The organism is Paenibacillus cellulosilyticus, assembly GCF_003182255.1.
Lineage (GTDB): Bacteria > Bacillota > Bacilli > Paenibacillales > Paenibacillaceae > Paenibacillus_T > Paenibacillus_T cellulosilyticus.
This window is the reverse complement of the sequence record NZ_QGTQ01000004.1, coordinates 1-25,492: the sequence shown is the minus strand read 5'-3', so window position 1 is coordinate 25,492 and position 25,492 is coordinate 1. Positions and strand designations below refer to the sequence as shown.

Below are 25,492 nucleotides of genomic sequence, written 5' to 3'. Positions count from 1 at the left end.
CCTGGACCCCGGAGAACTGGTCTAGAAATTGCGATAGATAGGGGGAGTTTCGGCTGTGATTTGGTGCGTTCGAGCGTCTGCATACGGATTCGAGGTGTTTGCGTGGGGGCGTACTTGTGCTCGCTTTCGTCCCTGCGGGACACGCTCTACCTTTGGCACTCTAGCGGATGGATCCCTGCGGGATCTAGAGACCTCTACATTAAAACTGCCGCGTATGAACGCTTACACCTGGAAGTAAGCCGTGCGGCCCTTGAGCTCTGCGGATTGCGCGCGCATATATTCCGAAGAAGCAGCAATCTCTTGCATGACAGCAGTCTGCTCTTGCGTAGAGGACAAAACATCTTTTGCTTCTATTGTAATAGCAGAAGCAGCAGTCATTATGCGACGTGCTTCTTCCAACAGCTTGGCTGAATCGGTTGTTTGGCTGGCACAGAAATCGGCAATTCGAGTGACAGATGCGCCCACCTGCGTCGTTTCGTCGTTCATTTGGTGCAGCGCCTTAGCAATCGATTCGCCGCGTGCAGATTGCTGTTTCACATCGGCGAGCTGGACTGCCATTTGTTCGCTGACAGAAGTGAACCGGCTTTGTACATCGTGTACAAGCTGGCGAATATCACCGACTGCCTCGGCACTTTTCGTCGCCAGCTTCTTCACTTCACCTGCAACGATGGAGAAACCAAGACCGTGTTCGCCAGCCCGTGCTGCTTCAATAGAAGCATTGAGTGCAAGCAGGTGGGTCTGTTCAGCGAATTCAGCACTAACTTCAGACACTTGGCTAATCTGGTTCACCTGCTGCTCAAGAGAACGGACAGCACGTTCAAGCTCGATGCTTTCTTCCGCCATACGGCGAAGGTCTGTCAGCATCATTCCGATGGCAGCGGTACCTGTACGTGTCGTTTCGGTCATTTGCTCGGATAAACGGCTTGTTGCATTTGCTTCGGCTTCGTTGTTCGAAGCATATTGGACGAGACGATCGATCGATTCTGTCATAACGGCGGAAGAACGTTCCTGGCTGTCGGCATCTGCAGCGATGCGTTCGACTGCCGTTGCGATTCGCTCAATGTGATGAGCGGCTTGGCCAATAGCCATTTTCAACTCATCAGCGCTCGAATCTGCGGAATTCGCATTACTCGTCAGACCCGCGACAATCGTCCGCCAGTCACCCAGCATACGGTGAAACGAAGTGGACAACTGCTGCAGCTCATCGCCGGTGCTGCCAACTGCTTGGACCTCTACGAGCAAATTGCCTTCTGCAGCTTCGTCAGCAGCGCGAGTTAATTTAACAAGAGGCTTGATAAGCCATGCCGCCGTGAGCCAGCCTAGAATGCCTGTCCAAATTATACCTAGCATTAATGTCCCGATGCTGAAGGCCCAGTCCGGTATGGAAGAAGGCATCCATTGCTTTAAGACGAGTATGAAAAAAGCACTAGTACCGTATGTAACGATGGAAACTGCCGTAATGCCGAGGACCATTTTTCTCACTAAGCCAAATTTCTGTTTCGCCATAGGTCGTAATCCCTCACTTTTTGTCGAATGCGTATGATTGGAATAATTGTACTATAGATCCCTATAGGAGGGCGTCAGGGAATTCCCTGATTGTGATATTTATCATTTTGGACAATTGTTCGAACGGGTTAACGATGGTAACAAAGCGTGGGATGGAGTATACTTTTATATAGAAGAAAGGCATAGCAATAAGGGATTACCGTTAGTTGTTAGCGGATTGAGAAAGGATGTAGTAACGTCATGATCGTAAAGACAGAAGAAGAATGGCAAGGATTACGCGAGATCGGAGCAATTGTTGCGCATGTTCGCGACACGTTGATCGCGCAGGTTCGTGAGGGCATAACGACGCTGGAGCTTGACCAGCTGGGCGGAGAGCTGCTGGCGAAATATGGAGCGGAATCGGCACCGATCAAAATGTACGAGTTTCCAGGTCACACCTGCATCAGCGTCAATGAGACGGTGGCGCACGGTATTCCAGGCGACCTCGTGCTTAAAGTAGGCGATATCGTCAATGTAGACGTATCGGCTTATAAGAATGGTTTCTACGCAGACACAGGTGCGACAACGGTCGTACAACCGGATTCATCCCCGATCAAGCAGCGTTTGCTTGAAGCAGCGGAGTATGCGGTGGACGTATCGATTAAGAAAGCACGTGCAGGCGCGAAGCTGAACAGCATCGGTGCTGCCGTATATCGCGAAACGCGCAAGCGCGGCTTCCACATCGTGCAGAATTTGACGGGTCACGGCATCGGTCGTTCACTGCATGAGGAGCCGGAGCATATTGTAAGCTACTACGATCCAGAAGATAAAACGATTCTCGAGGACGGCCAAGTTATCGCGCTCGAGACGTTCGTCTCGACGGGTGCAGATCACGTTGTCCAAGGTACGGATGGCTGGGCGCTGCAAACGACGGACGGCAGCCTCGTAGCTCAATTCGAGCATACGGTCGTTGTCACGAAGGACAAAGCCGTCATTTTGACGCTCGGCGGCCAGCTGGAAGAATAAGAATTAATAACGGGCCCTACAACGTGCATGGATGCACGTTGTAGGGCCTGTTGTGGTTAGCGGCAACCGCACAATAGGCAAGAAGGGGGTGTGATGCAGAAATGCACCACATGAGGCGAGAGTGGCATCGTAGGAGCCAATATGGTGCAGAAATGCACCATATGAGGTGAGAGTGGCGGTGTCGGGATCAATATCGTGCAGAAATGCACCACGTTAGACGAAAAAAAAGGACTGACCATCGCCGCACAGCGAAGGTTCAGTCCCTTTGTCATTATGCTTGCACTGCTTCTTGAGCGATTGACTCGCCGAGGACGACTTCGACAAGGTGCTCGCGGCCGTCGCCGAATGCTGGCACGACTGCGTTGTCGAGCTGTTGGCCGTTCACGGATACGCGTGCAACGCCTTTGCTCACATGATCCGGATTCGTGATAACGATTCGGTACGTGTCGCCACGGAATACACGCGTAATTTCGAGGCGGTCCCAAGCTTGCGGGATACAAGGATTAATACGCAGACCGTCAAAGTCCGGCTGGATACCGAGAATCGACTGCGTAATGGCGATGTAGTTCCAAGCCGCCGTACCTGTCAGCCACGAGTTTTTCGCTTCACCATGGCGGACAGCGTCTTTACCTGCAATCATTTGCGCATAGACATAGGGTTCCATACGGTGGATCTCGCTAATGTCTTCGAGGTATCCCGGAGGATAGGAGGAGATCTCGCCCAGGTTCAGATAGTAATCCGCGTATGGCGGTTGCTGGAGCACGATACCATAATCGGTCTCCAAATGCTCTTGAACCGAGTCCAACGCACGGAGTGCACGGCCGTCCTCGACGCCGATGCCCGCCATAACGCAGAAGCCTTGCGGTTCGATGAAAATACGACCTTCATCGTTCGTGTGGCTGCCGACAGGGTTGCCGAAGTGGTCATACGCACGGAGGAACCAGTCGCCGTCATAGCCGTGCTCCAGCGTTACTTCACGCATTTGCTCGATAAAAGCTTGCGCTTCAGCAGCTTCTTCTTCAAGACCGCGGCGTTTACACAGCTCAACGTAGTCAGGGCCTACGAATACGAACAGGCCAGCGATAAAGACGGACTCTGCAATGCGGCCTTCGATATTTTGCGTCGTCTGGAACGATTCGCCTGGTTCCTTGGAGAAGCAGTTCAGGTTCAAGCAGTCATTCCAGTCTGCACGGCCAATGAGCGGCAGACCATGTGGTCCGAGGTTATTGATGACATGGAAGAACGAGCGTTTCAAGTGCTCGAAAAGCGTCGCCGTGTTGTTCGGATTGCTGTCGAATGGCACTTGCTCATCCAGAATGGACATATCGCCTGTTTCTTTGATATAAGCAGCCGTACCGAGAATGAGCCAAAGTGGGTCATCATTGAAGCCGCTGCCGACTTCATTGTTGCCTTTTTTCGTAAGCGGCTGGTATTGGTGATACGCAGAACCGTCTTCGAATTGCGTGGAAGCAATGTCGATGATACGTTCGCGAGCGCGTTCTGGAATTTGATGCACGAAGCCGAGCAAGTCTTGGTTCGAATCGCGGAAGCCCATGCCGCGGCCGATGCCTGACTCGAAGTAAGAAGCGGAGCGGGACATGTTGAACGTAACCATACATTGATAGGGATTCCAAATGTTCACCATGCGGTCAAGTTTCTCGTCGCCAGAAGCGATTGAATATTTGCTGAGCAGGCGCTCCCAGTATGCTTCGAGGTCGAACATCGCTTGCTGTACGTCAGCTTTCGTAGCGAAACGCTTAATCATCTCATAAGCGCCGGATTTGTTGATGACACCTGGAGCAGACCACTTCTGATCCTCTGGGTTCTCAACGTATCCAAGCACGAAGTTGAACGAGCGTTCCTCGCCTGGCTCAAGCGTGATGTTCAACTGATGCGATGCGATTGGCGACCAGCCGCTAGCTATCGAATTCGATGCATTGCCGATCGTAACGGCATGAGGAGCATCGAGGCCGTTGTAAGCACCGAGGAACGACTCGCGATCCGAGTCATAGCCATCGATTGGCGCGTTTACAGAGAAGAAGGAGAAGTGATCGCGGCGCTCGCGGTATTCCGTTTTATGATAAATAACCGAATTCTCGATCTCAACTTCACCTGTGCTCAGGTTACGTTGGAAGTTGGTCATATCATCATTCGCATTCCATAGGCAAAATTCAACGAACGAGAACAGCTTCACCGATTTCTTCGTGTTCGATTTGTTCGTTACCGTAACTTGATGAACTTCGCCTGTGTAGGACAGCGGCACCAGTGCGAGCTGCGTAACGCTGATGCCATTGCGCTCGCCTGTTATCGAAGTGTAGCCAAGGCCGTGACGGCACTCGTAGCGGTCAAGTTTCTTCTTGACTGGCATCCAGCCTGGTGTCCAGATATCACCTTCATCATGGATGTAGAAGTAACGACCGCCGTTGTCGACTGGAATGTTGTTATAGCGGTAACGCGTCAAGCGGCGCAGACGAGCGTCGCGATAGAAGCAGTAGCCTCCGGCTGTGTTGGAGATGAGACCGAAGAACGTTTCATTGCCGAGGTAGTTGATCCAAGGGTAAGGCGTTTGTGGGGTCGTGATGACATATTCCTTATTCACATCATCGAAGTAACCAAATTTCATGGTTTTCAATTGCTCCTCTCGAAATGGAAAATGGCCGTCGTATTCTCACGTAAAAATTTTAAACAGAAAGCTAACGCGCGTTAGCTCGCGTCGAAAATAGAGTGAACCTTGGGATAGGTTCACAGACGCTTGCAAGAGTCTCGGATGATAAGCTCGGTAGGAAAGGCAGAGGAATGAGGTGTGGAAGTGCCGCTGCTGCACATGCCGACAATCTGATTGACCGCTTCCTTGGACATATCGTAGATGGGAAGACGCACCGTACTTAGGCTGGGGATGAACTGAGAAGCAATCGGAATGTCGTCAAAGCCAATAATCGAAATATCGTCGGGTACCCTTATGCCGTTGTCGTGAAACGCTTGTATGGCGGCGAGCGCCATATCATCGTTGGCGGAAAATAAGGCTGTCGGCATATGGTCCAGCTTCAGCATGCGAACAATCTGTTCATAAGCGGCATCTTTGAGAAAGTCTCCGTCCACAATGTCACGATCATCGTAAGGCAAGCCATATTCATTCATAATCGTCTCGTACGCAAGAAAGCGTTGGCGACCGGAATACGTGTTCATTCTGCCGCGGATATGACCGATTCGTCGATGGCCAAGCCGAATCAGATGACGCATCGCTTCGCATGCTCCCTCGAAATCACTCGAGTTAATGATCGACATCGGATGCTCGTCAAGAGATTGATCAGCCAATTCGCTAGTGTCGTAGTCGATTAGAACGAAAGGTTTGCCGAGTCGGGCGATATCAGCGATACGTTCAGTATCCTTCTGAGTACCGACGATAATGCCGCCATCGATTCGGCGCTGCTGAAAGGCTTGCTTGATCTTCAAATAATCGTCTTGCGTATAGACGGTGTGCACGAGCACATAATAGCCGGCTGCGTTGGCCGTGTCGATAACGGTATCGACGATAGGCGCGAAGTAATGGTTCTGGTAGATACGATTGCCGGTTAGGCGCTCAGCCATGCTGACAACGAACAGTCCGATCGTATCCGTGCCTTTGCCAGCTAGTGCTCGGGCGGATGTATTCGGCTCATAATGATACTGTTCAATGATTCGAAGAACCTTCTCACGGGTCCGTTGCGGAATGTCGGGGTAGTTGTTGAGGACACGAGATACGGTACTGCGAGAAACGCCTGCCAGCTTGGCAATATCTTCACTTCGCATGTTTTGCTCCCTTCTGGACGCGCGTTAGTGCCATTATATACCGGAAAAGGGAATGCGGCAAACGGTACTTTTGAAACAAAATGTATCAGACTATGGTCCTATATTGGAAAATATCAGAAAACGACCTTTGGTGTGCTTTGTTCTGGGCAAGCATGAGGCTATAATAGAGAAGGACAAGTACGGACTAGCCTGATTAGGCAGCCGAATGCACGTTCAATCGCGATGATTAAAAGGAGCGAATCTCACTTATGTCAATCAATGTGTATTTGAATTTCAACGGGAACACCCGCGAAGCAGTCGAATTCTACGCACACGTATTCAACACGGAGATTGTCACGATATCTACGTTTGGTGAGTCGCCGCAAAGCCCGGACTTCCCTCTGCCTGAAGAGGCTAAAAATCTCATTATGCACGCGATGATCAACGTAGGTTCCTCACCGATGATGTTCTCGGATACATTCCCAGGCATGCCATTCTCGGTTGGTACGAACATCACGTTGTCCTACCAAGGCAGCAGCGAAGAAGAGCTTCGTTCCATTTTCAATAAGCTGGCTGACGGGGGCAAAGTCGGCATGGAATTACAGGAAACGTTCTGGAGCAAATGCTACGGTCAAGTAACGGATAAATTCGATATCAATTGGCAGTTGAATTTGCCGCCGCAACAATAAGGGATATAGATCAATATCCAGCGTGTCTCATAATGAGATGCGCTGGTTTTTTATTTTCATGGGGGAATATCGGCATATCCTGCATTGACATAGGGGAGTTAATCGAGCTAAGATGGAGAAGTCGATTTAGTAATTTAGTAAATTAGTAATTTGAATAATGGAGATGATCCTAATGAATATACCTACGTCATTGAAACATAAGCCAGTGATCGTGTCGGAAAATTATGAGCAGGTTGACGGTCGTTTCGCAGGCAAGACGGATGCGAAAGGTTTGTCCCTTGGACTTGCGCAATGGAACGATAGGGGCAAAGTCGATATTTCGGCCAAAGTATGGCGTTATACGGGCGAGAAATGGTCGAGACAATCCGAGGAGCTGCCGCTTCACCGTGTGCTTGATCTATCGATTCTGATTGCACGGTCAATGTCCCATTTTCGCGAAGCATATCGATATGAGAACTTGTACGATCCCGCCAATCCGACGATCGATCGGGTCGGTCTTCAGGGCGATGCGATGACGGTGTCCGTATGTACGGACAATGACCGGATTAATGAAGATATGAAGCTGTTCAGCCAAGCGTTAAGCGATGACGGCGAGCTGCTTGGTGAGCGGCTGCGCGTGTTGTCGAGTATTTTGAAAGATATGGGTTATTGAGGTGAAAGCATGGATAAGAGTAGACGCAAGGAGCTGCAGGAGCAGTTCAAGGAAATAAAGACGTTTATGGGGATCACACAGATTACAAATACGGTAAACGGAAAGATATTCGTTGATAGCCATAACAATTTGAAGAACAAATGGTTCACGCTGCAAATGCAGCTCGACATGGGCCGGTTCGCGAATCTCGAATTGCAGAAGGACTGGAAAGAGTTCGGCCGCGATGCCTTCACGTATGAGGTGCTGGAGCAGAAGGACACGGAGAAAATCACCGACGTCAAATGGGAGCTCAAAATGCTTGAAAAGCAGTGGCTCGAGAAGCTGCAACCGTACGACGACAAAGGCTACAACAAGCCACCACGGCAGTAAAATAGGTCAGACGCACTCAATACCTCATTGCAGATGATTGTCCGTCCGGGATATTCGTCTTATGCAAAGGGGTATTTGTGCTAATGTAGTGTTCCGAAGGGAACAATGAGATAAGTTATGGGCGCAGCCCCATGGGGCCCTCCCCAGCAGGGAAGGTTTGGGTGGGTAGAAAATATAGGAGGTAAATTCCATTGCTCATCGTTCACGCACATCTACAGGTCATCCCAGAACAAGAAGAAGCTTTTCTTGAGGCTGCTAAGACTCTGCTTCCAGCTAGTCGATCCGAGGAAGGCAACATCGCTTACAATCTAATGAAAAGTACAGAACGGGATCACCATTACACGATGGTTGAACTGTGGAGAGATCAAGCTGCGATTGCTTCGCACAATGCAAGCGAGCATTTTCAACAATTCGTGAAGCAAGCGTCGACCTTCATGGCCGCGCCGATGGATCTGCAAGTATTTGCAGGAGAGAGGGTGTAGGGGCTCATTACGTAACAAAAGGAGCTGCTTCCGAGGAAGTAACTCCTTTTTGTTGTCGTTTAGTTATTTTCTCGCAGCCACATCTCGATTTCCTCAATCTGCTGCGCATATAGGTCCAGTGCTTGAAGGGTTGCTAAAGCCTGTTCCGTGCCGAGCTTTTGTTCCGCAGCATCGACACTTTCAATCCCTAACGATCGCCGCAGACTATATGCGAGCCAGCCGAGTTTTCCAGCGAAACCGCTCATCAGCACAGTTCTCCAATCCGTCTCAAGCGTGGCTGCCTTTGCTTTATAGGCATGGATGAACGCAAGAAAACGCTCCTGAACCGCAAGGCTGTTAGCATCTGTAGCCCAATAGAGCGAAGTCTCGATTAGATCTTGCATCGGATTCACATAGCCCGCACATTCCCAATCAATCAGCGTGGGATTCAAGCCATCCCATAGGACGTTCTTTGGATCAAGGTCATTATGACTGATAACCATATGAGCAGCCAGTTTGACTGCAGCCCTATGAGCTTGGTCATCCCATTCGTAAAGCTTGTCTATCATACTTCTAAGCGGTTCAACCCAGACACACTGATTAGTTTCGCCTTGGGTCAAATAATCGCTCCAATTCATCTGCTGCTGTTCATTGTGTGCAGCAGGGTAGGCAATATTCAGAGATGAGAAATCGGTATGATGAATATCGGCCAAAATAGAACCGATCACAGTGCAATGTTCAATTGAGATATCTTTTGGATGTAAAAGGATGCCTTCAACCCATTCAAATGCTTGCATTTGATATTCTTCAATCTCATGTACGGATTCTCCGTTGTGTTGAATCGCCGCAGCAGCAGGAACAGAATTCGCGGCTTTGCAGGCAATTCGCTCGGATCGTATAAAATTGTCTTTCGCTGTTGGCCTCTGCATGATTAAAGGATTTAATACTTTAACTGCAAATTTGTCCTTACCAGTCTCGATCCCATACATCCGATGCATAAATCCGCCGGAAAGGGGTTGAGGATTCCCTTGCAGCTCTCCGAGCGAGAGCAAGGAACACAACTTTTGGAACGGGATCGCATTTGTTGTTGATTGGTTCATCTATTTCTTCTCCTTATAAGAATGAAGTTAATTACCATGTTATTCCTAATGGAAAAACCCGTCAACGCTCGAACAAAAGCTTGCCCCAAAGTAGCGCGCGATTCCGAGCACGCCTTAGCCCATGCGTTTCTCTGTCTGCAAACCAAACATGTTCAGGGGTAAAGGTTTCCGCAAGGAAATCACTTCTAGAGCATAAGCTTAGTCCCTGGGGTTCTCCCTAGCAGGGAGGATTTAGGTAGTTGTGTGTCGAATTTTATTCGTATGAGTCGCGAAGATTTGTCGAAACGAACGCAACATTTTATGAGGAGGCTGGGTCATGAATCCGAAATTCACACGCACGAACTATTTGGTAAGGAAACAAGTCCTATCGCTTATCGGGGCGAAATTTCATATTTTTGACGAAAATGAGCAGGTTGTCATGTTCTCGCAGATGAAGGCATTCAAGCTTAAGGAGGACATTCGACTGTACAGCGACGAATCGATGAAGGAAGAGCTCATTACGATTCAGGCGCGCAGCGTGATTGATTTTTCGGCTACATACGATGTTGTGGACGCTGCAACAGGAGAAAATCTCGGCTCGCTCCGTCGTAAAGGGATGAAGTCGATTATTAAGGATGAATGGGTAATCCTAAATCCATCGGAAGAAGAGGTTGGATTGATTCAAGAAGACAGCGTTCTCAAGGCGCTTCTGAGAAGATTTCTAACGAATCTTATTCCACAGAAATTCACGGTTTCGCTTCGCGGTACTACGGTATCGGAGTTCAAACAAAACTTCAATCCTTTCGTCAGCAAGCTAAATGTCGATTTCTCCCTCGACACAAATAATGAGCTGGATCGCCGCTTAGGACTAGCTGCTGCGATACTTATGGTTGCGATTGAAGGAAAGCAAGGGTAACAAAATCAAAAAAAATTGCGTCTAAGAATATGTTAATGAATCGATTTGTGTCCTTTTTGCCGCATATTTGGTAAGATTGTAGTGAAACATACCCGCGGAGGTGCAGTTAGTGCAAGAAACGGAACGTAAACCTAACCGATTGATCAATGAGAAATCACCTTATCTATTGCAGCATGCCCATAATCCAGTCGATTGGTATCCGTGGGGCAGAGAGGCATTCGACAAGGCGAAGAAAGAGAACAAGCCGATATTCCTATCGATTGGCTATTCGACTTGCCACTATTGCCACGTCATGGAGCGTGAATCGTTCGAGGACGTTGAAGTAGCTGCGCTGCTTAATAAAGATTTTGTTGCGATCAAAGTTGACCGCGAAGAGCGGCCGGACATCGACGCACTTTATATGGCTGCTTGTCAAGCGATGACAGGAAGCGGCGGTTGGCCGCTGACGATTATTATGACACCTAAACAAGAGCCATTCTTCGGAGGCACTTACATTCCGAAGGAGCGGACGGCTGGTCGATTCGGGCTTATGGAGCTCTTGACGCAGCTTTCGAACAAATGGAAGAATGGACGTTCAGAAGTAACGGCTATCGCAACTAAGATCCATGCAGAGCTTGAGAAGCATCGTGCGACGAACTCGAAGGGCAAATGGGAACCATTGATGGCGAACCATGCATTCGATACGCTTTTGCAAATTTTCGATGAAGATAACGGCGGTTTCGGTAATACTCCGAAGTTCCCAATGCCACACAACCTATCGTTCTTGATGGCTTATGATGCAAAAGTTGGCGAGCCAAATGCGCTTCGTATGGCGGAAGAGACGCTTGATGGCATGTGGCGCGGCGGTATCTATGACCATATCGGATACGGATTCTCGCGTTATTCGACGGATACGAGCTGGCTGGTACCGCATTTTGAGAAGATGCTGGTTGATAATGCGCAAATCGCCATTGCGTATACGGAAGCGTATCAATCGACGGGCACTCAGCTGTACCGGACAATTGCAGAGCAAATTCTCAAATACGTAGAACGAGACATGACGGATGCTTCCGGTGCTTTCTATTCTGCTGAGGATGCTGATTCGGAGGGTGTTGAAGGTAAATTCTACGTTTGGACACCGCAGGAAGTGGAAGCCGTGCTTGGCGCTGAAGCTGCACAGCGGTTCAACCTCGTGTACAACATCACGGAAGAAGGCAACTTCAATGGCAGCAGCATTCCGAATCTGATCGACACCGTACTTGCGGAACGTGCTGCAACGTTTGATATGACAGTCAATGCACTGGCGCAGGAGCTGGAGGACAGCCGTAACAAGCTGTACGAGGCAAGAGCGAAGCGCGTTCGTCCGCATAAGGACGAGAAAATTCTTACCGGCTGGAACGGGATGATGATTGCTGCACTGGCGACTGCCGCAAAAGCATTCGACGAGCCGATCTACGCGGAGCGTGCAGAGCGTGCAGCAACCTTCATTAAGGACAAGCTCGTTCGTGAGGATGGCAGACTGCTTGCTCGTTATATTGACGGCGAAGCAGCGATTCCGGCATTCCTCGATGACTATGCATATCTGTTGTGGGGATTGAACGAACTGTACGAAGCAACACTCAAGCCAGAGTGGCTGGAATGGGCACAGACGATTGCGGATGCGATGATCCGACTGTTCGGTGACCGTGCGTATGGTGGGTTCTTCTTCACTGCATCGGACGCTGAGAAGCTGATCATTCGTTTGAAAGAAACAATGGACGGCGCTCAGCCTTCCGGCAACAGCGTTGCGGCAAGACAGCTGCATAAGCTGTTCCGTTTGACAGGCGAAATTCAGTATCGCAATTGGGCGGTCGAAACACTCGATGGCTTGTCCGATACGGTAAGCAAGTTCCCAGGTGCGCATACGATGATGATGCTCGCTGGTCTTGGTGCAGAGACACCTGGTCCTGATGTCGTTATCACAGGTGAACGCGATGATAGCACGACCAAGGCGATGATTGCAGTAGCACAGCAGTTCTATACACCGCATGGTACGCTTCTGTTCGTCCCAGCGGGTGAGGAAGGTGCAGCAATTCGCGAACGTTGGCCGCATGTGGCAGACAAAGCGCTTGTGGACGGTAAGGCGGCAGCGTATGTATGCCGAGACTCCGCTTGCCTAGAGCCTGTGACGGACAGCATCGCGCTGCAGGTGCATATTATCGGTCTCGAGATTACGGAATAACATGAAGGCCAGTTGGTAGGGATACCAGCTGGTCTTTTTTTCAACAACCTTGTATCCCGTTTAAATTATGTCTTGATTTTTTCGTATCGAATTGGTATTCTATCCTAATTTATTAATCCCAAATACGAAAATGGTGATTGCAATGCTTAATCTAAATTCAGATACAGTTCTTCAAGAACAGACTCATGCTATTATTCGGCAGGTTGTAGATGTGTACAGCAGATACACCGACAAGTGGTTTATTGGATTAGTTGTTCACGGTTCCGCTGTTAAAGGTGGTTTTATCGAGGGTTGGAGCGATATCGATTTTCAACTGTATGTAGAGGATCGAGCCTTTAAGAATAACCAGCTGCCATTGAATCTTTGTATGGCGATACATCAAGAGCTTTCAACAATTAATCCATATCCGTACCAATATATACAAACAAGAGTTTTTACACCCTCTAATGTTCGGTATGGTAGATTGGTCCCCGACACCTATAAGTTAGTAGCGGGAAAATTACTGCTGCCAGAATATACGGGTGAACAGTTATATTTGCAAGCCAAGTCAGCGTTGAATGAGTTAGTTCCTAATAAGGCACTACATACTGAAAGTCTTCTTGAGCATGGAGATGATAGGCTGCTGAAATCAGTGAGGGCATTCTGTACAGTAGTGTGGCCTGCGTTATACCAACTGCTTACGATTCAGACGAACGAGGGGATAAAAGTATGGGGATTGACGAAAGCGCAGGCGGTTGAATGTATTCCTGAGCATACTTCCATTGGACGCCAAATTCATGAATTTCATGAGGCGGTTCTTAACTATGCATCAAATAAATCATCTATACACAATGCACTGCTTGTTATAGAAACAGGAATGGGTTTTCTACAACAGGTGAAATACTGGTGGGTGAATGACGAAGTTGAAAGTTAATTCAATCGTTGCGTTGATAGGAATAAAAAGCGGCAGTCTAGGACGTAATGATTCATGTCCATGACTGCCGCGGTGTATTATTTCTTCTGTAATAATGAAGTCCAGAGTGAAGCGTCTTCGTAGCCGAGGCGCCAGAAGGCAACGCCGGCAAGGTCGTATTTGTTTGCAATGTCGACCCGTTTCAGGATGGAGTCGGAGGTTTCAGCCCAGAATACGTACGTATAGCCGCCTTCGGTATATTTGTACTTGGTCTGACCCGATGTAGGGTCGTACGTGCCGACGGCTTGCTTGTCTGCAATGACCTGCGACAACTGGTTCATGAAGATGGCACGGGACACGTATGCGCCGTTTGCGTCCTTCACGATATTGCCTTGAGCATCCAGTTTCCATTCACGTACATAGAACGGAATACCAAGCATGACCTTCGAACGTGGAATGCCGTAGTTCAAATACTGCTTCACGCCTTCCTCGACCCAGCCAAGCTCTGCGACCGAGCCTGGTGTATCGCCGCCCTTCCAATGCTGGTCGTATGCCATCATGACAACCGTATCCACAATCTCGCCAATCGCGGCAAAATCGTACGCCGTTTTGTCATTCCACGAAACGTCTCCGCGAATCAAATCGATCGACACCTTCAGACTGCTCGCGTGCGCTGCAGTCGTAAGCTCCTTCACGAAAGACGTGAATGCTGCACGATCCGATGCCGCCAGCCCCTCGAAATCAAGGTTGATTCCCTCAGCACCCAGCTCGTAGGTTCTAGCGACCAGCTTTTTAATGAAGGCCTGACGAGCGTTCGCATTCGCGAGGAACGCTGTCGTCAACTTCGCGTCGAAGTTGTTATGAACGAGCGGCCACAGCTTGATTCCTTGGGAACGGATCGAAGCTGCGAGGTCATTCGTAGAGCGGTCTGTCAACGTACCTGAGGAATCGGATAGCTCGAACCAGGTCGGCGAGTCGATATCTAGTCCTTGCGTTCCTGATAACTGCCCCAGCACGGAGGCAGCATCTGAAGTGCCGTTCCATCCGAGGTACAGCAGCTGGGTCTCATTGGACCAGATGGTATGTCCATCAGCCGTTTGTACCGATGAATCGGCGTATCCAGCGGCATACGCAACAGCTGCTGCACGCGTATGGAAGGAGGTCAGCTTTTTGTCGTTCTGATAGACCGTAAGGAAAGGCGTATTGGTCCACCATTCTTTGCCATCAGCAATGACCTGCGTATTTGCAAAACGTTTGGCATATTTAATTGCAGTTTGCAAATCCAGGAATGAAGTGCCGATGACGCGGCCATTTTGCAGTACCTGATACTTCGGCGCATTCGAATGAGCGACCACACCTGTAGCGGTGTTAATGACTTCGCTATTGGGAATAGACGCCGCATAATGAACAGCATCCGTAAGTGCAGCGTACATGTTGTTGTTGGCAGGAACGCCATCCACAACGATCTGATAAACAGCTGTACCTGCTCGCTGCTGGGTCAACTGAGCTGCTGTGATGTTATTCCAAACCCATTTGGTCGATGCAATCTCAACAATGTGAGCGTTCGACCATTTTTTTGCTTCTTTCTTTGCTTCATCCAATGTCATAAATGCCCAAGCTGCTTGCGTTTTGTCACCTTGATAAAGCTGATACACCGCGTAGCGGCTGTACACCCAGCCTGGCTGCTCCAGATCGCGGATATGCGCATTCGTAAGGGTCTTCGCTAATTTTAACGCTTCTTCATATGTACGGAATTGTCGTGAAGTGTTTGTTTCGCCATTTTGGTAAACGGCATACCTTGGAAAATTATCCCACATCCATGTGTGCGTCGCGATCTTCTCTACATGGGAATAAGCGAAGGACTGAGCATATTTGACGGCGTCTGTGTAGACCGCGAACTCTTTCAGGGCGTTATCGTTTTGATAGACACGATATTGCGTCATTTTGGCTGCTTGAGCGGCATCAGCATGTCCGGCAGTCCACACCCCGGCACCAGTCTGAAGCGCTACGAGCAGCGCGGTTGCAGCTAACCATTTGCGTTTCATAGATCTTTCTCTCACTCTCCCTATTCATGGCCTATTCTATTAGACGTCAGTAGAGAGGAAGAGGTTGCGCGGAAAAATAGCCCATTTCGTCGATAAGCGTCGAAAGGTTGGTTGATGTTATACGCCGAGATACCCGTTACGGAGCAGGTCAATGAGAGATTCCATCTGTTCGTCTGTCCCAATCGAAATTCGAACTTTGTCCTGCAGGCGAGGCACGTTGAAGTATCTTATGGCAATTCCATTCGCTGCAAGAAGTTGAACAAGCTGTTGAGCATCTGGACAACCCGGAGCAGAGGGTGGCGTGCAGAGTACAAAATTCGTCCGCGATGGCACCACATGAAATCCGATGTCCGTTAGTGCGGTTACAAAACGATCGCGCGTTGCGCAGACAGCAGCAACGATATTGCGTATAAGCGGCTGATCTTGCATCGCTTGATTGGCAAGCGCCAAGCTGATGCTGCTCACGTTGTAGATGGTTTTCGTTTTCTCGAATGCTTGAATGATGGCAGGCGAGCCAATCGCATAACCGATGCGAGCACCACTGAGCGCATAAGCTTTGGAGAAGGTACGCAGCACGACGAGGTTGTCGTATTTCTGTGTAAGCGGAATCGCTGAGTAATCTTCGCCGGCGAAGTCCATATATGCCTCATCAATACAGACGAGTCCAGGTGCACGTTGAACGATCGTTTCGATCTCGTCTCTGGAGAGCAGACGACCTGTCGGTGCATTGGGATTAACCAGCGCGATGACAGATGCATTCGTATGGAGCAGTGTTTCGATATCAACGGAGAAATCCTCGCGAGTAGGAACGAATTGAATCATCGCATTTGCTGCCTCAGCTGCCACTTGATACAACGCGAATGTCGGATAGGGCATGACTGCGGAGCGTTCACGATCAACGAAGGTTCGGAACAGGGCTGTAATAAGCTCGCTAGATCCATTGCCAATGACGATTCGATCGCTCGTAATGCCGTAATGTGCGGCAATCGTGTTCCGAAGGGTTGATGCTGCCGCATCTGGATATCGGCGCATAATCTGCTCGCTAGTAGCTGCCAGAAGCTGAATCACTTGGTTGGAAGGGGGATACGGACTTTCATTCTGATCCAGCTTGATCGAACGGTGAAGTGGGGCTTCTGTGACCGGATAAGGTGTAATTCGTTCAATGTGCGGGAGTGCATAGGACATATGAGATTCCTCCTTGATTCGCTTAAGATGAGAATAGCGTAATCGAGAACTGTCATTTGATAAATGTACAGAATATTTAATTTGAAAATGACAGATGAATCGCATTCGATGCATAATGGAATAAAGCAGGCAATCGTTCAAGGAAACGGGGAGCAGATGATGATCGATTTAACACCATCCATCGATGAGCACTCGGATGAACCGATCTATGTACAACTGTATCGGTACATTCGGATGGAAATGTCCGAAGGGAGAATTACGGCTGGGGCTAAGCTGCCATCCGTTCGCCAGCTTGCGGCTCGGCTAGGGATTAGCCGAACACCAGTTGCACTTGCGTATGACCAGCTGCAGGCAGAAGGATATGTGCGCAGCGTTCCGAGAAGCGGCTTATACGCCGAGGCGCTGCTATCGAGCGGCCTGGACGAGCCACATAAGAACCAACCCATACATAACCAAGTTACGAATAGTCGTGAGAAATCAGAGGGAGAAAGCAAAGCTGAGAGGCTATCCAATCCTCGGATTGACATCGACTTCGGGTACGGTGCTGTGGATTGGTCACGGTTCCCGGCAGCTGCCTGGAGGAAGCAGTTGAATAAGTGCCTGCAGCCAGACGATGGAAGGTTATTTCGTTATGGGGAACTGGCAGGTGAGCCCGAGCTGCGTGAGCAGATCGCCTCCTATCTCCATCGGACGAGGGGAGTGCGATGTCAGCCTGATTCGATTGTAATCGGAGCGGGGACGTATCAATCGCTTGATCTAGTATTACAGCTTATAGGGGAGAATGATGAACCTCTGCGTATCGCGTCGGAAGAAGCTGTTAACGAAGGCGTGAAACGGTTATACGTTCGGCACCATGCTGATGTGACACCCTTGAGGTTAGAGAGCGATGGGATTCGTACAGAGGAGCTGTATGATACATCGGTTCAGGCGGTCTACGTAACGCCTTCGCACCAGTTTCCGGTCGGTATGACATTGTCTGCTCCCAAGCGTATTAAGCTGCTGCAATGGGCATCGTCAGAAGGTACATATATCATCGAGAACGATTATGACGGAGAATTCCGTTACACAGGACGTCCGATTCCTGCTTTACAAGCAATGGACGACAATGGTCGTGTCGCATATATAGGCACATTCTCGCGAGCGCTGACGCCTTCTTTTCGGCTGAGCTATGCGGTGCTGCCTCCGGTGCTGCTGGAGCGATTCAAGCTCGGCAGACACAGCTATGATCAACTGGCCTCGCCGCTGCTGCAGCAGGCGATGGGGCTGTTCATGGAGAGTGGCGGTTTCGGCTCTCATATGCGAGCGATGCGAGCTTTGTATCAGCGGAAGCGGGATGTTCTACTGCAATCGCTTCGTGAAAGCTTCGATATTGGCAGGCAGGTGAAGCTGATCGGCGAGAACTCCGGGCTGCACCTGCTGTTATCTTTTGACCCAGGCAAGGATAGTAAAGTTTCGGAGGAGCGGTTGATCGAATTAGCTGCTCAAGCTGGTGTTCGCGTATATCCGGTTTCAAAGTACTGGCACCGTCAAGAGGCTGCGCCGCGTTCAACCGTTATGCTAGGTTTCGGAGGTTTATCCGAACAGGAGATTGCTGTGGGAATAAAGCGACTGGGTGAAGTATGGATAAATTTGCTCTAAAGCACTAGGGTCATGATTAACGAGTAAATAATTGCAAGAGTGCAACAACTACAAGAAATAGAATAAGATAAATAAATGTTAGCTTTAAAAATTTACTGCCTTTTTTATTTGGCTGCTTCTGTTCATTTATGAAGGATTGCTGACGGATGAAGGCTAACTGGTTCTCATTCAGTGAGTGAACAGGAATGAGATGTGCGGAATTGGTACCTGTGAACAAGCACACCGACCTTTTGGAGATGACAATTCGTGTGAAGTCTTGCCATTGTATCGTTGCGGTCATGGAGTCACTTTCCATGTGTAGATGGTCGGCTGTTAATGAATATCGCTTCTCTTCTTGAACAAATTTATTGCGCATAGCACGTTTGGAACCGATAAATAGGCTGCTGACGATAAAGATGTCAAGGAAGAGAATAAACAAGATCTGTGGCAGATCACGAATCGGTTCGTGATGAATCAGCTGATTTATTAATGCAATTAATGAAATAATACCGACCGCAATCGGGATGAATACGACCTTGCGTTTTAGAAGAAGATCGAGATTAAAAGCAATTAAATCCTTTTCTTTAAGCGACACGACAATCGCTTGATTCGACTCGTTAGCCAATACAAACACCTCGATGGATAAAATAATAGCAATAACCTACCAGATAAATAATAACATACACATTCTACCTGTAAAATAAAAAAGAATCGCGTAATCACGCGATTCTTTTACCTATTCCTGTAAAATGTCTATGGCGTATACTCTACACCGGCGGAGTATCGGTTATTTGCATTCCATATCAGAAATTCATGAATGCCAGCGTCTTTCAATGCTTGAATCTGCGCGTCGACCTGATCCTTGCCGTACTTGATATAGCTGCCCTTCGCCAGCCAAGAAGCGGTGAAGTCTTGAATCCACGGCCGTGAGATTGGCGGGTTAGAAAGCGCCGAGAGTTTCTCTGACTCACGTTTCGCGTACTCCTGAACAAGACGATACGGCTCTGTGTCAGGGTGTTTAATGCCGAAGTAGCCATCGCTCCAGTGGCTTGGATAGATCATGGAGGAGATGACATCGACATTGGACGATATCCGGCTGAAATTCTGCCCGATACCCGGAGCTTCAGGAAGTGTGGCGGAATAGCCGAAGATGTCCACCGATACTTTAACACCGTAAGGCTTAAGCTGCTCCCGCGCATATTGAACGAAGTCTGTTACGGCATCGACGCGGAGCTGAGTAAACCGTGCTTTCTCGCTGAAATCCGGCGCTTTCGGCTCGGTCTTCTTGTAGTCACTAAGCGCTTTCTTCGCGGCATCCATCGTTTTCTTGCTCTCATCTGTCTTAGCGCTGTCGTAGTCGGCAGCTGCTTGATCATAGGCTGCCTGCAGCGGCGTCAGCCCATCCTTGTACTTAGCAGTAGCTTCCGCGAATTCTTTCTCCTGCTCGACGAATTTGGTCGGTTTCTTATCCTTGTATTCACCCATCGAATATTGGAGGATCTTATCTCTGCTCTCGAACCCTTCCGGGAACCGGACGTAGTCGAACTGAATCTCCTGAAAGCCTAGCTTAGCTGCGAGAATCGCGGCATCCACATTGTGCTGCCAGTTCTCTTTCAAGAACGGATTAATAAACCCATCACCGTTCCCGTTCCGCCATACTTTTCCGTCCAGCACATAGGACAGTTCGGGGTACTTCTTCGCCAGTACGCTGTCCTTGAAGGCGACGATGCGAGCGATCGGATAAATGTGATGCTCCTGCAGCGTCTGGAGCAGCGCTTTAGGGTCGCGTATGTACGGCTGCCCGAACTCCGCCATATCGCCCTCTGGCTTGAACGTAATATAGCCATCGTCGTCCTTGATGTCAATGACCATCGCATTAAGCTCGGTATCATCTACGAGTTGAAGCAGTGACTTCATTCTCTCGCCACCGGCGGACCAGCCGGTAACATAGATGCCGCGAACCGCATCTGGATACTCGAAACCTGGTGGCACGGTGGCGGGTGTAGAAGGTGTATCCGGTGTCGGCGTTGTAGTAGGATCCGTAGCAGGATCAGTGGCCGGGGTATCTGTCTGTGTATCGTCTTGTTTGTCAGGCGGGCTGGTCGTAGTCGGTCCGGCTGGATCAGCAGGCGGGTTCTCTACGTCCGTCGTATCAGGTGTAGTTGCTGCTGGCGGATCAGTCGATTCGGTCGTTGACTTGGACGAGCTGCAGGAGGCGGTGAACAACAACATGGCGCTCAGCAAACCTAAGACGATCATTTTTTTCACAGCGGTGCTCCCCTTTAACAGTTGCTGATGTGACTTGTTTCACCTTAACTATATGCGTGGGAGTCTAATACATGATATCCGATCAGAGGGACGAGCAGGGTGGGATCCGATTGGGATAGTGATGGGATTGGTGGTTAATAGAAGGAAAACAATGGGTGATCCTTGAATTGTATTACAATTACACGTTATAAAGGAGACGAAGCGAAATGAAGCATGCACAGATTGATGTCGTTCAATTAGGTGAAAGGAAATATATCGGTATTGCCGTAACTTCCCCCTCGAAAAACGTTAAAGGAATTGGTGAAGTACAACAACTTTTCATGACAAGAAAAGATGAAATTCAAAGTAAAGTAGACGAAAGCACTTATGTTTGCGTTCATTATGCAAACGAAGTGTTGTTCACCTATATCTATTGCATGGAAGTAACCGAGCTGCAATCGATTCCAGAGGGTATGATTGGTTTTGAAGTGCCAAGTAACCAATATGTAAAAGTGCAATCCAATGGTGAGGAACCATATGGACTTATTGAAACATTTTTGAGAGATAAAGGAATACGTAGTCATTCCGATTCCGTCTCATTTGAAGTATTTCAGTTTGGACAAGAGGAAAGCAAGTATAATGCTGAAATTCTAGTTCCAGTTGAATAGCCGATAACAAAAAGCAGCACAGGGACAATCCCTATGCTGCTTCATTCATTATATCCGCTAATTGGCGATATCCGCCCAGAACTCATCATCCGCATCCAGCGTAATTTGCGATCGGAACACACGCATTTGGTACTGCTCCAGCATATAACGCTCGATAGCTTCTAACAAGTTCGCTTCCACGAGATACTGGCTGCGTCCTTCGACCCACACTTCAGCCGTGAAGCCATACTCTTCATCCCACGACAACTGCACCTCAACCTCGGTTGGAGAAATGCCCTTGCGGCGTCCGATGTGCAGACAGACGGCATTAATGATCTCGTCCGTAAAAATACGCATCGCTATTCTTATCTCCTTCTGTTATAGGAATGGCGTCGATCTCGGAAGTAACGAATGCCCAAACGAACCAGCGCAATCAGGGCCACGATAGCCATGATGTTCATTAGCAGACCAATCAGGTTACCTAAGAAGCCCATATTCGAGAAGAGACCGCCGAACAACAGTCCCGCAATACCGCCAATCATAAGACCCTTCATAAAGCTGCCGCCGCTAAAGAAGCCGCGATTCGCTGTAGTTGTCTTTCCCGTCGTACCTGAAGTCGTCCCAGTCTTCGTGCCGGGATTGGTCTGGCTCACGTTGTTGTCCTGCTTCGGCGTTTGTGTGTAGCTCTTCTTAGGCGATTTGATCGAGCCGCGTGGTTTGGCATCTGCCGTCTGATTCACGAGCACGAACAACAAAGTGAAAACCATGAATACTGCAACAAACTTCTTAAACAAAACAATCTCCTCCTGTAATTAGCCCGTTAAGGCTCTCGTTGCGATATTGTCCTAATACGGCTACAATGGACGATGGTTTCACTATTTGTGCATTTCACTCATAAAGAGGAGGGGGTGTTCGTGCAGATGGCTGCATCTTATCCGCTATCATATATATCCTATTTGTCCGAATTTCATGCAACTCGCGACTATTTTGAATGCCATGAATTGCTCGAGGAGTATTGGAAGGAGCATCAAGGTGAACCGTTCACGAATACGTGGCACGGCCTGATTCAGGTAGCGGTAGGGCTGTATCATCATCGGAGAGGCAACACGGCCGGTGCGGTCAAAATGTGGTCGTCGGCGCTCATTCGTCTCACGACCGATAAGCTGGAGCAGCTGGGATTGGAAGGCGATGTGATGCTCCGCGAGCTGACGCTGCGCCGCGATGCATTGACGTTAGACGCGAGCTATCCTTATACGGATATGGAGCTTCCGATTCGGGACCCGCTGCTGCGGGAAGCGTGCCTATCGTTTTGCGTAGAGCGCGGCTGGCGATGGGGAACGCCAAGCACGGAAATCGATGAAGCAGTCATTCAGCGGCATCTAACCCGTGACCGCAGCGAAGTTATTGCGGCACGCCAGCAAGCTGTCCTAAACAAACAAAAGGAACGTTCGTAAGCCGAGAGGCTTGGAACGTTCCTTTTTTATCTGCTAATTAAGCATTTGTTGTTGCAATATCGTAGCCTTCCGTAACAAGGTCAAGCTTGCCAGTCTCCGGATGGATGATCAAGCCGTGAACCGGCGTGCCTGGCGGGAGCAGCGGGTGGTTACGGATAATGTTAACGCTGTTCTCGACGGACGAGTGCACGTTTTCGAAGCCGCGCAGCCAGCGCATCAGGTCGAGGCCGGAGTTTTTGAGCGTATTTACCGTATTATCCGATACGCCGCGGTCGAGCATTTTGCCGACCGTTGCTTCAGGGTTGATGCCTGTCATGCCGCAATCGTGGTGGCCGATGACCATAACTTCGCTTGCGCCAAGCTCATAGAGCGCGACGAGAACGGAACGCATAATGTTGCCGAACGGCTGCGTGATGATTGCGCCAGCGTTTTTAATCGTTTTGACGTCGCCGTTATGGATATTCAACGCTTTGGGCAGCAGCTCCGTCAGACGCGTATCCATACAAGTGACGACGACCATCTTTTTATTCGGGAATTTGCTTGTGATGTAAGGCTCGTACTGCTTCTCTTCTACGAATTTCTCGTTAAATGCGATAATTTCTTGAAGTTGTGTCATGTCCATTACCTCCTATAATTGCACGAAGCTCAAATGGTTCGTGTAGATCTGACTATCGCTCGTCAAGCTGTAAGCGTAACGGCTCTCATCATAGTGAACGCGCATCTTCGGTTCGAAAAACACTTCAAACCTAGGCTCGTACCAGAATGCAAACGGATCGCCTTCAGCCAGCGCATCGCCATCCAGGCCGTTCTCGACAACCTGAAGCTGTGGAACACCGCTAACCACGCAACCGCAGCCTTCTGTGTCATAATGCAGCTTCAGTTGATGCTTACCGTCGGCAAGATAAGGGGCGAGTGCCGCTTGAGCCGAAGGGGTAAACGTGATGTGCATGCGTTTCTCCTCCCACCAAATTTCTTGTCTCTATATCATTGCTTTAAAGTTGATTATAAGTTGTTCAAAAAGTATGATCAAGTAGAATGGATGATCAAGGAAAGGTGGAATGTTCGATGACGACCGCTTACGAGCAAACGCTGCAGACGTTTAAGGACAAAATGAAGGAGATCAAGAGCTACGAAGAGGCGCTCGCAGTTTTGTACTGGGACATGCGGACAGGTGCCCCGCGCAAAGGATTGAATACGCGTTCGGAAGCGATTGGCGTATTGTCTGGCGAGAGCTTCAAGCTTGCGACTTCGCAGGAGCTCGGCGAACTGCTTACGCGTCTGGAGGAGAAGGATGCCAACGATCAGCTTAGCGATCTCGACCGCCGATTGGTCGCTGAGACACGCAAGGATTACGACCGAAGCGTGAAAATTCCGCCGAAGCTGTATCAGGAGTATGTCGTGCTTACGTCGCAGTCGGAGTCGGCTTGGGAAGAAGCGAAAGAAAAGGGCAACTACGAAGAGTTCGAGCCTTATTTAGATAAAATCATTACATACACGAATCAGTTCATCGATCTATGGGGCGTGAAAGCCACTCGTTACGATACGCTGCTCGATCAATACGAGCCGGGCATGACGGTTGCGGAACTCGACCGCGTATTCGGCGGCTTGCGCGACAAGCTGGTGCCGCTGGCATCCGCAATTGCAGCGTCGCCGCATCAACCGAACACGGGATTCCTGCGTCAGCAGTATCCGAAGGAAGCCCAGAAATCGTTCAGCCTGTTCATTCTTGAGCAGATGGGCTTTGACTTCCAAGCCGGCCGTTTGGACGAAAGTGTGCATCCGTTTGCTACGGGCCTCAATACAGGTGACGTTCGGATCACGACGCGTTATTTGACGGATGATGTGACGAGTGCACTGTTCGGAACGATTCATGAGGGCGGTCACGCGCTTTATGAGCAGAACCTGATGGAGGAGCTGACGGGCACGACGCTCGCTACGGGTACTTCGATGGGCATTCATGAGTCACAATCCCGTTTCTGGGAAAATGTGATCGGCCGCAGCCGTCCATTCTGGGAGCGCTACTACGGCGATCTGCGCAGCCGCTTCCCGGGTCAGTTCGATGAAGTGCCAGTAGAAGACTTCTACCGGGCGACGAACGTTGTGCAGCCATCGCTCATTCGGATTGAGGCTGACGAGCTGACATACAACCTGCACATCATTATCCGTTATGAGATCGAAAAGCTGATTTTCAATGAGGGCGTTAAGGCGAAGGATTTGCCAGCCATCTGGAATGAGAAGTACCGCGAATACCTTGGGGTTGTGCCAAGCAATAATGGCGATGGCGTCCTGCAGGATGTCCACTGGTCGGGCGGCGCATTCGGCTACTTCCCGTCGTACTCACTCGGCAATATGTATGCGGCTCAAATCGCTGACACGCTGGAGCGGGAGCTTCCGAACTTCTGGCAGCTCGTCAGTGAGGGTAATCTCATCCCGATCAAGCAATGGCTGACGGAGCGGGTGTACAAATGGGGCAAAGCGCGCACGCCATCTGAGATTATCGTCGGTACGACAGGCAAGCCGCTTGATCCGTCGCATCTCGTGACGTACCTGGAGCGGAAGTATAAGGATATTTACAAGTTATAAGAATGGCAAACGGAGCTGTCCCAAAAGTAGGTCAACTAACTGATGAGCTAGCTCAATTTATTGAAAAAAAGCAAAAAAAGGCGGTTCAGGGGGTCATCCCTGAATCGCCTTTTTGATTCTTCTATCAACTGCCACCTTCTTGAGCAAATTATGGGCAAGCGAAAGCCACCCGACCTC

At 49.5% G+C, this 25,492-nt stretch carries 24 protein-coding genes and 1 pseudogene; 12 read left to right on the top strand and 13 right to left on the bottom strand.

Annotated features, from left to right (window positions below):
* Window positions 1-222: 222 nt before the first annotated feature.
* Entirely contained in the window at window positions 223-1,506 is a 1,284-nt protein-coding gene (locus DFQ01_RS07640) for a methyl-accepting chemotaxis protein (protein WP_110043310.1), read from the bottom strand.
* 240 nt (window positions 1,507-1,746) lie between these two features.
* Between DFQ01_RS07640 and map the strand changes: the two genes are divergently transcribed.
* Complete coding sequence (map, locus tag DFQ01_RS07635) at window positions 1,747-2,511, top strand: type I methionyl aminopeptidase (protein WP_110043309.1); 765 nt, start codon at window positions 1,747-1,749, stop codon at window positions 2,509-2,511.
* A gap of 271 nt (window positions 2,512-2,782) precedes the next feature.
* On the opposite strand, the gene DFQ01_RS07630 is transcribed toward map, so the two are convergent.
* The 3 genes and pseudogenes from DFQ01_RS07630 to DFQ01_RS31860 all read right to left on the bottom strand — a co-directional run.
* Window positions 2,783-5,134 carry a glycoside hydrolase family 94 protein gene (locus DFQ01_RS07630; protein WP_110043308.1) on the bottom strand — a complete coding sequence of 784 codons (2,352 nt, stop codon included), beginning with the start codon at window positions 5,132-5,134 and terminating at the stop codon, window positions 2,783-2,785.
* 119 nt (window positions 5,135-5,253) lie between these two features.
* Window positions 5,254-6,099, bottom strand: a complete 846-nt coding sequence (locus DFQ01_RS07625; RefSeq protein WP_281271993.1) for a LacI family DNA-binding transcriptional regulator — start codon at window positions 6,097-6,099, stop codon at window positions 5,254-5,256.
* 72 nt (window positions 6,100-6,171) lie between these two features.
* Window positions 6,172-6,309: pseudogene (locus DFQ01_RS31860) on the bottom strand (LacI family DNA-binding transcriptional regulator); the annotation flags it as partial.
* A 239-nt stretch (window positions 6,310-6,548) separates the two neighbouring features.
* On the opposite strand from DFQ01_RS31860, the gene DFQ01_RS07620 reads away from it, so the two are divergent.
* The 4 genes from DFQ01_RS07620 to DFQ01_RS07605 all read left to right on the top strand — a co-directional run bounded on the left by DFQ01_RS07620 (window position 6,549) and on the right by DFQ01_RS07605 (window position 8,471).
* On the top strand, window positions 6,549-6,968 hold the full coding sequence (locus tag DFQ01_RS07620; RefSeq protein WP_110043306.1) for a VOC family protein: 420 nt from the start codon (window positions 6,549-6,551) through the stop codon (window positions 6,966-6,968).
* 172 nt (window positions 6,969-7,140) lie between these two features.
* On the top strand, window positions 7,141-7,620 hold the full coding sequence (locus tag DFQ01_RS07615; RefSeq protein WP_110043305.1) for a DUF6530 family protein: 480 nt from the start codon (window positions 7,141-7,143) through the stop codon (window positions 7,618-7,620).
* A 9-nt stretch (window positions 7,621-7,629) separates the two neighbouring features.
* Window positions 7,630-7,989: a GIY-YIG nuclease family protein gene (locus DFQ01_RS07610; protein WP_110043304.1), complete on the top strand. Its 360-nt coding sequence runs from the start codon at window positions 7,630-7,632 to the stop codon at window positions 7,987-7,989.
* 191 nt (window positions 7,990-8,180) lie between these two features.
* A complete protein-coding gene (locus DFQ01_RS07605; protein ID WP_110043303.1) occupies window positions 8,181-8,471 on the top strand; it encodes a putative quinol monooxygenase in 291 nt (96 codons plus the stop codon).
* Window positions 8,472-8,530: 59 nt separating this feature from the next.
* Here the strand turns inward: DFQ01_RS07605 and DFQ01_RS07600 are convergent, their stop codons facing one another.
* Window positions 8,531-9,550 carry a phosphotransferase gene (locus DFQ01_RS07600; protein WP_110043302.1) on the bottom strand — a complete coding sequence of 340 codons (1,020 nt, stop codon included), beginning with the start codon at window positions 9,548-9,550 and terminating at the stop codon, window positions 8,531-8,533.
* Window positions 9,551-9,866: 316 nt separating this feature from the next.
* Here DFQ01_RS07600 and DFQ01_RS07595 point away from each other — a divergent pair, with 316 nt between their 5' ends.
* The 3 genes from DFQ01_RS07595 to DFQ01_RS07585 all read left to right on the top strand — a co-directional run bounded on the left by DFQ01_RS07595 (window position 9,867) and on the right by DFQ01_RS07585 (window position 13,558).
* The gene (locus tag DFQ01_RS07595; protein ID WP_110043301.1) at window positions 9,867-10,445 is read left to right on the top strand and encodes an LURP-one-related family protein; all 579 of its coding nucleotides are present in this window, start codon (window positions 9,867-9,869) and stop codon (window positions 10,443-10,445) included.
* A gap of 109 nt (window positions 10,446-10,554) precedes the next feature.
* On the top strand, window positions 10,555-12,645 hold the full coding sequence (locus DFQ01_RS07590; RefSeq protein WP_110043300.1) for a thioredoxin domain-containing protein: 2,091 nt from the start codon (window positions 10,555-10,557) through the stop codon (window positions 12,643-12,645).
* Between the two features lie 142 nt (window positions 12,646-12,787).
* Window positions 12,788-13,558, top strand: coding sequence for a hypothetical protein (locus DFQ01_RS07585; protein ID WP_110043299.1), 771 nt, complete (start codon window positions 12,788-12,790; stop codon window positions 13,556-13,558).
* Window positions 13,559-13,635: 77 nt separating this feature from the next.
* On the opposite strand, the gene DFQ01_RS07580 is transcribed toward DFQ01_RS07585, so the two are convergent.
* Both DFQ01_RS07580 and hisC read right to left on the bottom strand, forming a co-directional pair.
* Window positions 13,636-15,582: a glycosyl hydrolase family 18 protein gene (locus DFQ01_RS07580; protein ID WP_110043298.1), complete on the bottom strand. Its 1,947-nt coding sequence runs from the start codon at window positions 15,580-15,582 to the stop codon at window positions 13,636-13,638.
* Between the two features lie 117 nt (window positions 15,583-15,699).
* Complete coding sequence (hisC, locus tag DFQ01_RS07575) at window positions 15,700-16,767, bottom strand: histidinol-phosphate transaminase (RefSeq protein ID WP_110043297.1); 1,068 nt, start codon at window positions 16,765-16,767, stop codon at window positions 15,700-15,702.
* A 156-nt stretch (window positions 16,768-16,923) separates the two neighbouring features.
* Between hisC and pdxR the strand changes: the two genes are divergently transcribed.
* Complete coding sequence (gene pdxR, locus DFQ01_RS07570; RefSeq protein WP_245946573.1) at window positions 16,924-18,405, top strand: MocR-like pyridoxine biosynthesis transcription factor PdxR; 1,482 nt, start codon at window positions 16,924-16,926, stop codon at window positions 18,403-18,405.
* A 16-nt stretch (window positions 18,406-18,421) separates the two neighbouring features.
* On the opposite strand, the gene DFQ01_RS07565 is transcribed toward pdxR, so the two are convergent.
* Both DFQ01_RS07565 and DFQ01_RS07560 read right to left on the bottom strand, forming a co-directional pair.
* Window positions 18,422-19,009 (bottom strand): YcxB family protein, encoded by a 588-nt coding sequence (locus DFQ01_RS07565; RefSeq protein WP_110043296.1) that lies wholly within the window; start codon window positions 19,007-19,009, stop codon window positions 18,422-18,424.
* 128 nt (window positions 19,010-19,137) lie between these two features.
* On the bottom strand, window positions 19,138-20,643 hold the full coding sequence (locus tag DFQ01_RS07560) for a putative glycoside hydrolase (RefSeq protein WP_110043295.1): 1,506 nt from the start codon (window positions 20,641-20,643) through the stop codon (window positions 19,138-19,140).
* A 215-nt stretch (window positions 20,644-20,858) separates the two neighbouring features.
* Between DFQ01_RS07560 and DFQ01_RS07555 the strand changes: the two genes are divergently transcribed.
* The gene (locus DFQ01_RS07555) at window positions 20,859-21,299 is read left to right on the top strand and encodes a GyrI-like domain-containing protein (protein ID WP_110043294.1); all 441 of its coding nucleotides are present in this window, start codon (window positions 20,859-20,861) and stop codon (window positions 21,297-21,299) included.
* Window positions 21,300-21,356: 57 nt separating this feature from the next.
* Here DFQ01_RS07555 and DFQ01_RS07550 read toward each other — a convergent pair whose 3' ends face one another.
* Window positions 21,357-21,635, bottom strand: coding sequence for a YxcD family protein (locus tag DFQ01_RS07550; RefSeq protein WP_110043293.1), 279 nt, complete (start codon window positions 21,633-21,635; stop codon window positions 21,357-21,359).
* 8 nt (window positions 21,636-21,643) lie between these two features.
* Window positions 21,644-22,072, bottom strand: coding sequence for a hypothetical protein (locus DFQ01_RS07545; protein WP_110043292.1), 429 nt, complete (start codon window positions 22,070-22,072; stop codon window positions 21,644-21,646).
* 126 nt (window positions 22,073-22,198) lie between these two features.
* Here DFQ01_RS07545 and DFQ01_RS07540 point away from each other — a divergent pair, with 126 nt between their 5' ends.
* Window positions 22,199-22,732 carry a DUF309 domain-containing protein gene (locus DFQ01_RS07540; RefSeq protein WP_110043567.1) on the top strand — a complete coding sequence of 178 codons (534 nt, stop codon included), beginning with the start codon at window positions 22,199-22,201 and terminating at the stop codon, window positions 22,730-22,732.
* Window positions 22,733-22,769: 37 nt separating this feature from the next.
* Here DFQ01_RS07540 and DFQ01_RS07535 read toward each other — a convergent pair whose 3' ends face one another.
* Window positions 22,770-23,348 (bottom strand): beta-class carbonic anhydrase, encoded by a 579-nt coding sequence (locus DFQ01_RS07535; RefSeq protein WP_110043291.1) that lies wholly within the window; start codon window positions 23,346-23,348, stop codon window positions 22,770-22,772.
* A 12-nt stretch (window positions 23,349-23,360) separates the two neighbouring features.
* A complete protein-coding gene (locus tag DFQ01_RS07530; protein WP_110043290.1) occupies window positions 23,361-23,681 on the bottom strand; it encodes an iron-sulfur cluster biosynthesis family protein in 321 nt (106 codons plus the stop codon).
* Between the two features lie 116 nt (window positions 23,682-23,797).
* Between DFQ01_RS07530 and DFQ01_RS07525 the strand changes: the two genes are divergently transcribed.
* Window positions 23,798-25,315, top strand: coding sequence for a carboxypeptidase M32 (locus tag DFQ01_RS07525; RefSeq protein ID WP_110043289.1), 1,518 nt, complete (start codon window positions 23,798-23,800; stop codon window positions 25,313-25,315).
* Window positions 25,316-25,492: the final 177 nt, after the last annotated feature.

Bases quoted from the DNA above. Each gene is read 5' to 3' on its own strand.
- DFQ01_RS07580 (WP_110043298.1), bottom strand. From the start codon at position 15,582: ATGAAACGCAAATGGTTAGCTGCAACCGCGCTGCTCGTAGCGCTTCAG.
- DFQ01_RS07610 (WP_110043304.1), top strand. From the start codon at position 7,630: ATGGATAAGAGTAGACGCAAGGAGCTGCAGGAGCAGTTCAAGGAAATA.
- DFQ01_RS07560 (WP_110043295.1), bottom strand. From the start codon at position 20,643: ATGATCGTCTTAGGTTTGCTGAGCGCCATGTTGTTGTTCACCGCCTCC.
- DFQ01_RS07620 (WP_110043306.1), top strand. From the start codon at position 6,549: ATGTCAATCAATGTGTATTTGAATTTCAACGGGAACACCCGCGAAGCA.
- DFQ01_RS07625 (WP_281271993.1), bottom strand. From the start codon at position 6,099: ATGGCTGAGCGCCTAACCGGCAATCGTATCTACCAGAACCATTACTTC.
- DFQ01_RS07600 (WP_110043302.1), bottom strand. From the start codon at position 9,550: ATGAACCAATCAACAACAAATGCGATCCCGTTCCAAAAGTTGTGTTCC.
- DFQ01_RS07525 (WP_110043289.1), top strand. From the start codon at position 23,798: ATGACGACCGCTTACGAGCAAACGCTGCAGACGTTTAAGGACAAAATG.
- DFQ01_RS07630 (WP_110043308.1), bottom strand. From the start codon at position 5,134: ATGAAATTTGGTTACTTCGATGATGTGAATAAGGAATATGTCATCACG.
- DFQ01_RS07585 (WP_110043299.1), top strand. From the start codon at position 12,788: ATGCTTAATCTAAATTCAGATACAGTTCTTCAAGAACAGACTCATGCT.
- DFQ01_RS07550 (WP_110043293.1), bottom strand. From the start codon at position 21,635: ATGCGTATTTTTACGGACGAGATCATTAATGCCGTCTGTCTGCACATC.
- hisC (WP_110043297.1), bottom strand. From the start codon at position 16,767: ATGTCCTATGCACTCCCGCACATTGAACGAATTACACCTTATCCGGTC.
- DFQ01_RS07530 (WP_110043290.1), bottom strand. From the start codon at position 23,681: ATGCACATCACGTTTACCCCTTCGGCTCAAGCGGCACTCGCCCCTTAT.
- pdxR (WP_245946573.1), top strand. From the start codon at position 16,924: ATGATGATCGATTTAACACCATCCATCGATGAGCACTCGGATGAACCG.
- DFQ01_RS07540 (WP_110043567.1), top strand. From the start codon at position 22,199: ATGGCTGCATCTTATCCGCTATCATATATATCCTATTTGTCCGAATTT.
- DFQ01_RS07595 (WP_110043301.1), top strand. From the start codon at position 9,867: ATGAATCCGAAATTCACACGCACGAACTATTTGGTAAGGAAACAAGTC.
- DFQ01_RS07615 (WP_110043305.1), top strand. From the start codon at position 7,141: ATGAATATACCTACGTCATTGAAACATAAGCCAGTGATCGTGTCGGAA.
- DFQ01_RS07640 (WP_110043310.1), bottom strand. From the start codon at position 1,506: ATGGCGAAACAGAAATTTGGCTTAGTGAGAAAAATGGTCCTCGGCATT.
- DFQ01_RS07535 (WP_110043291.1), bottom strand. From the start codon at position 23,348: ATGACACAACTTCAAGAAATTATCGCATTTAACGAGAAATTCGTAGAA.
- map (WP_110043309.1), top strand. From the start codon at position 1,747: ATGATCGTAAAGACAGAAGAAGAATGGCAAGGATTACGCGAGATCGGA.
- DFQ01_RS07555 (WP_110043294.1), top strand. From the start codon at position 20,859: ATGAAGCATGCACAGATTGATGTCGTTCAATTAGGTGAAAGGAAATAT.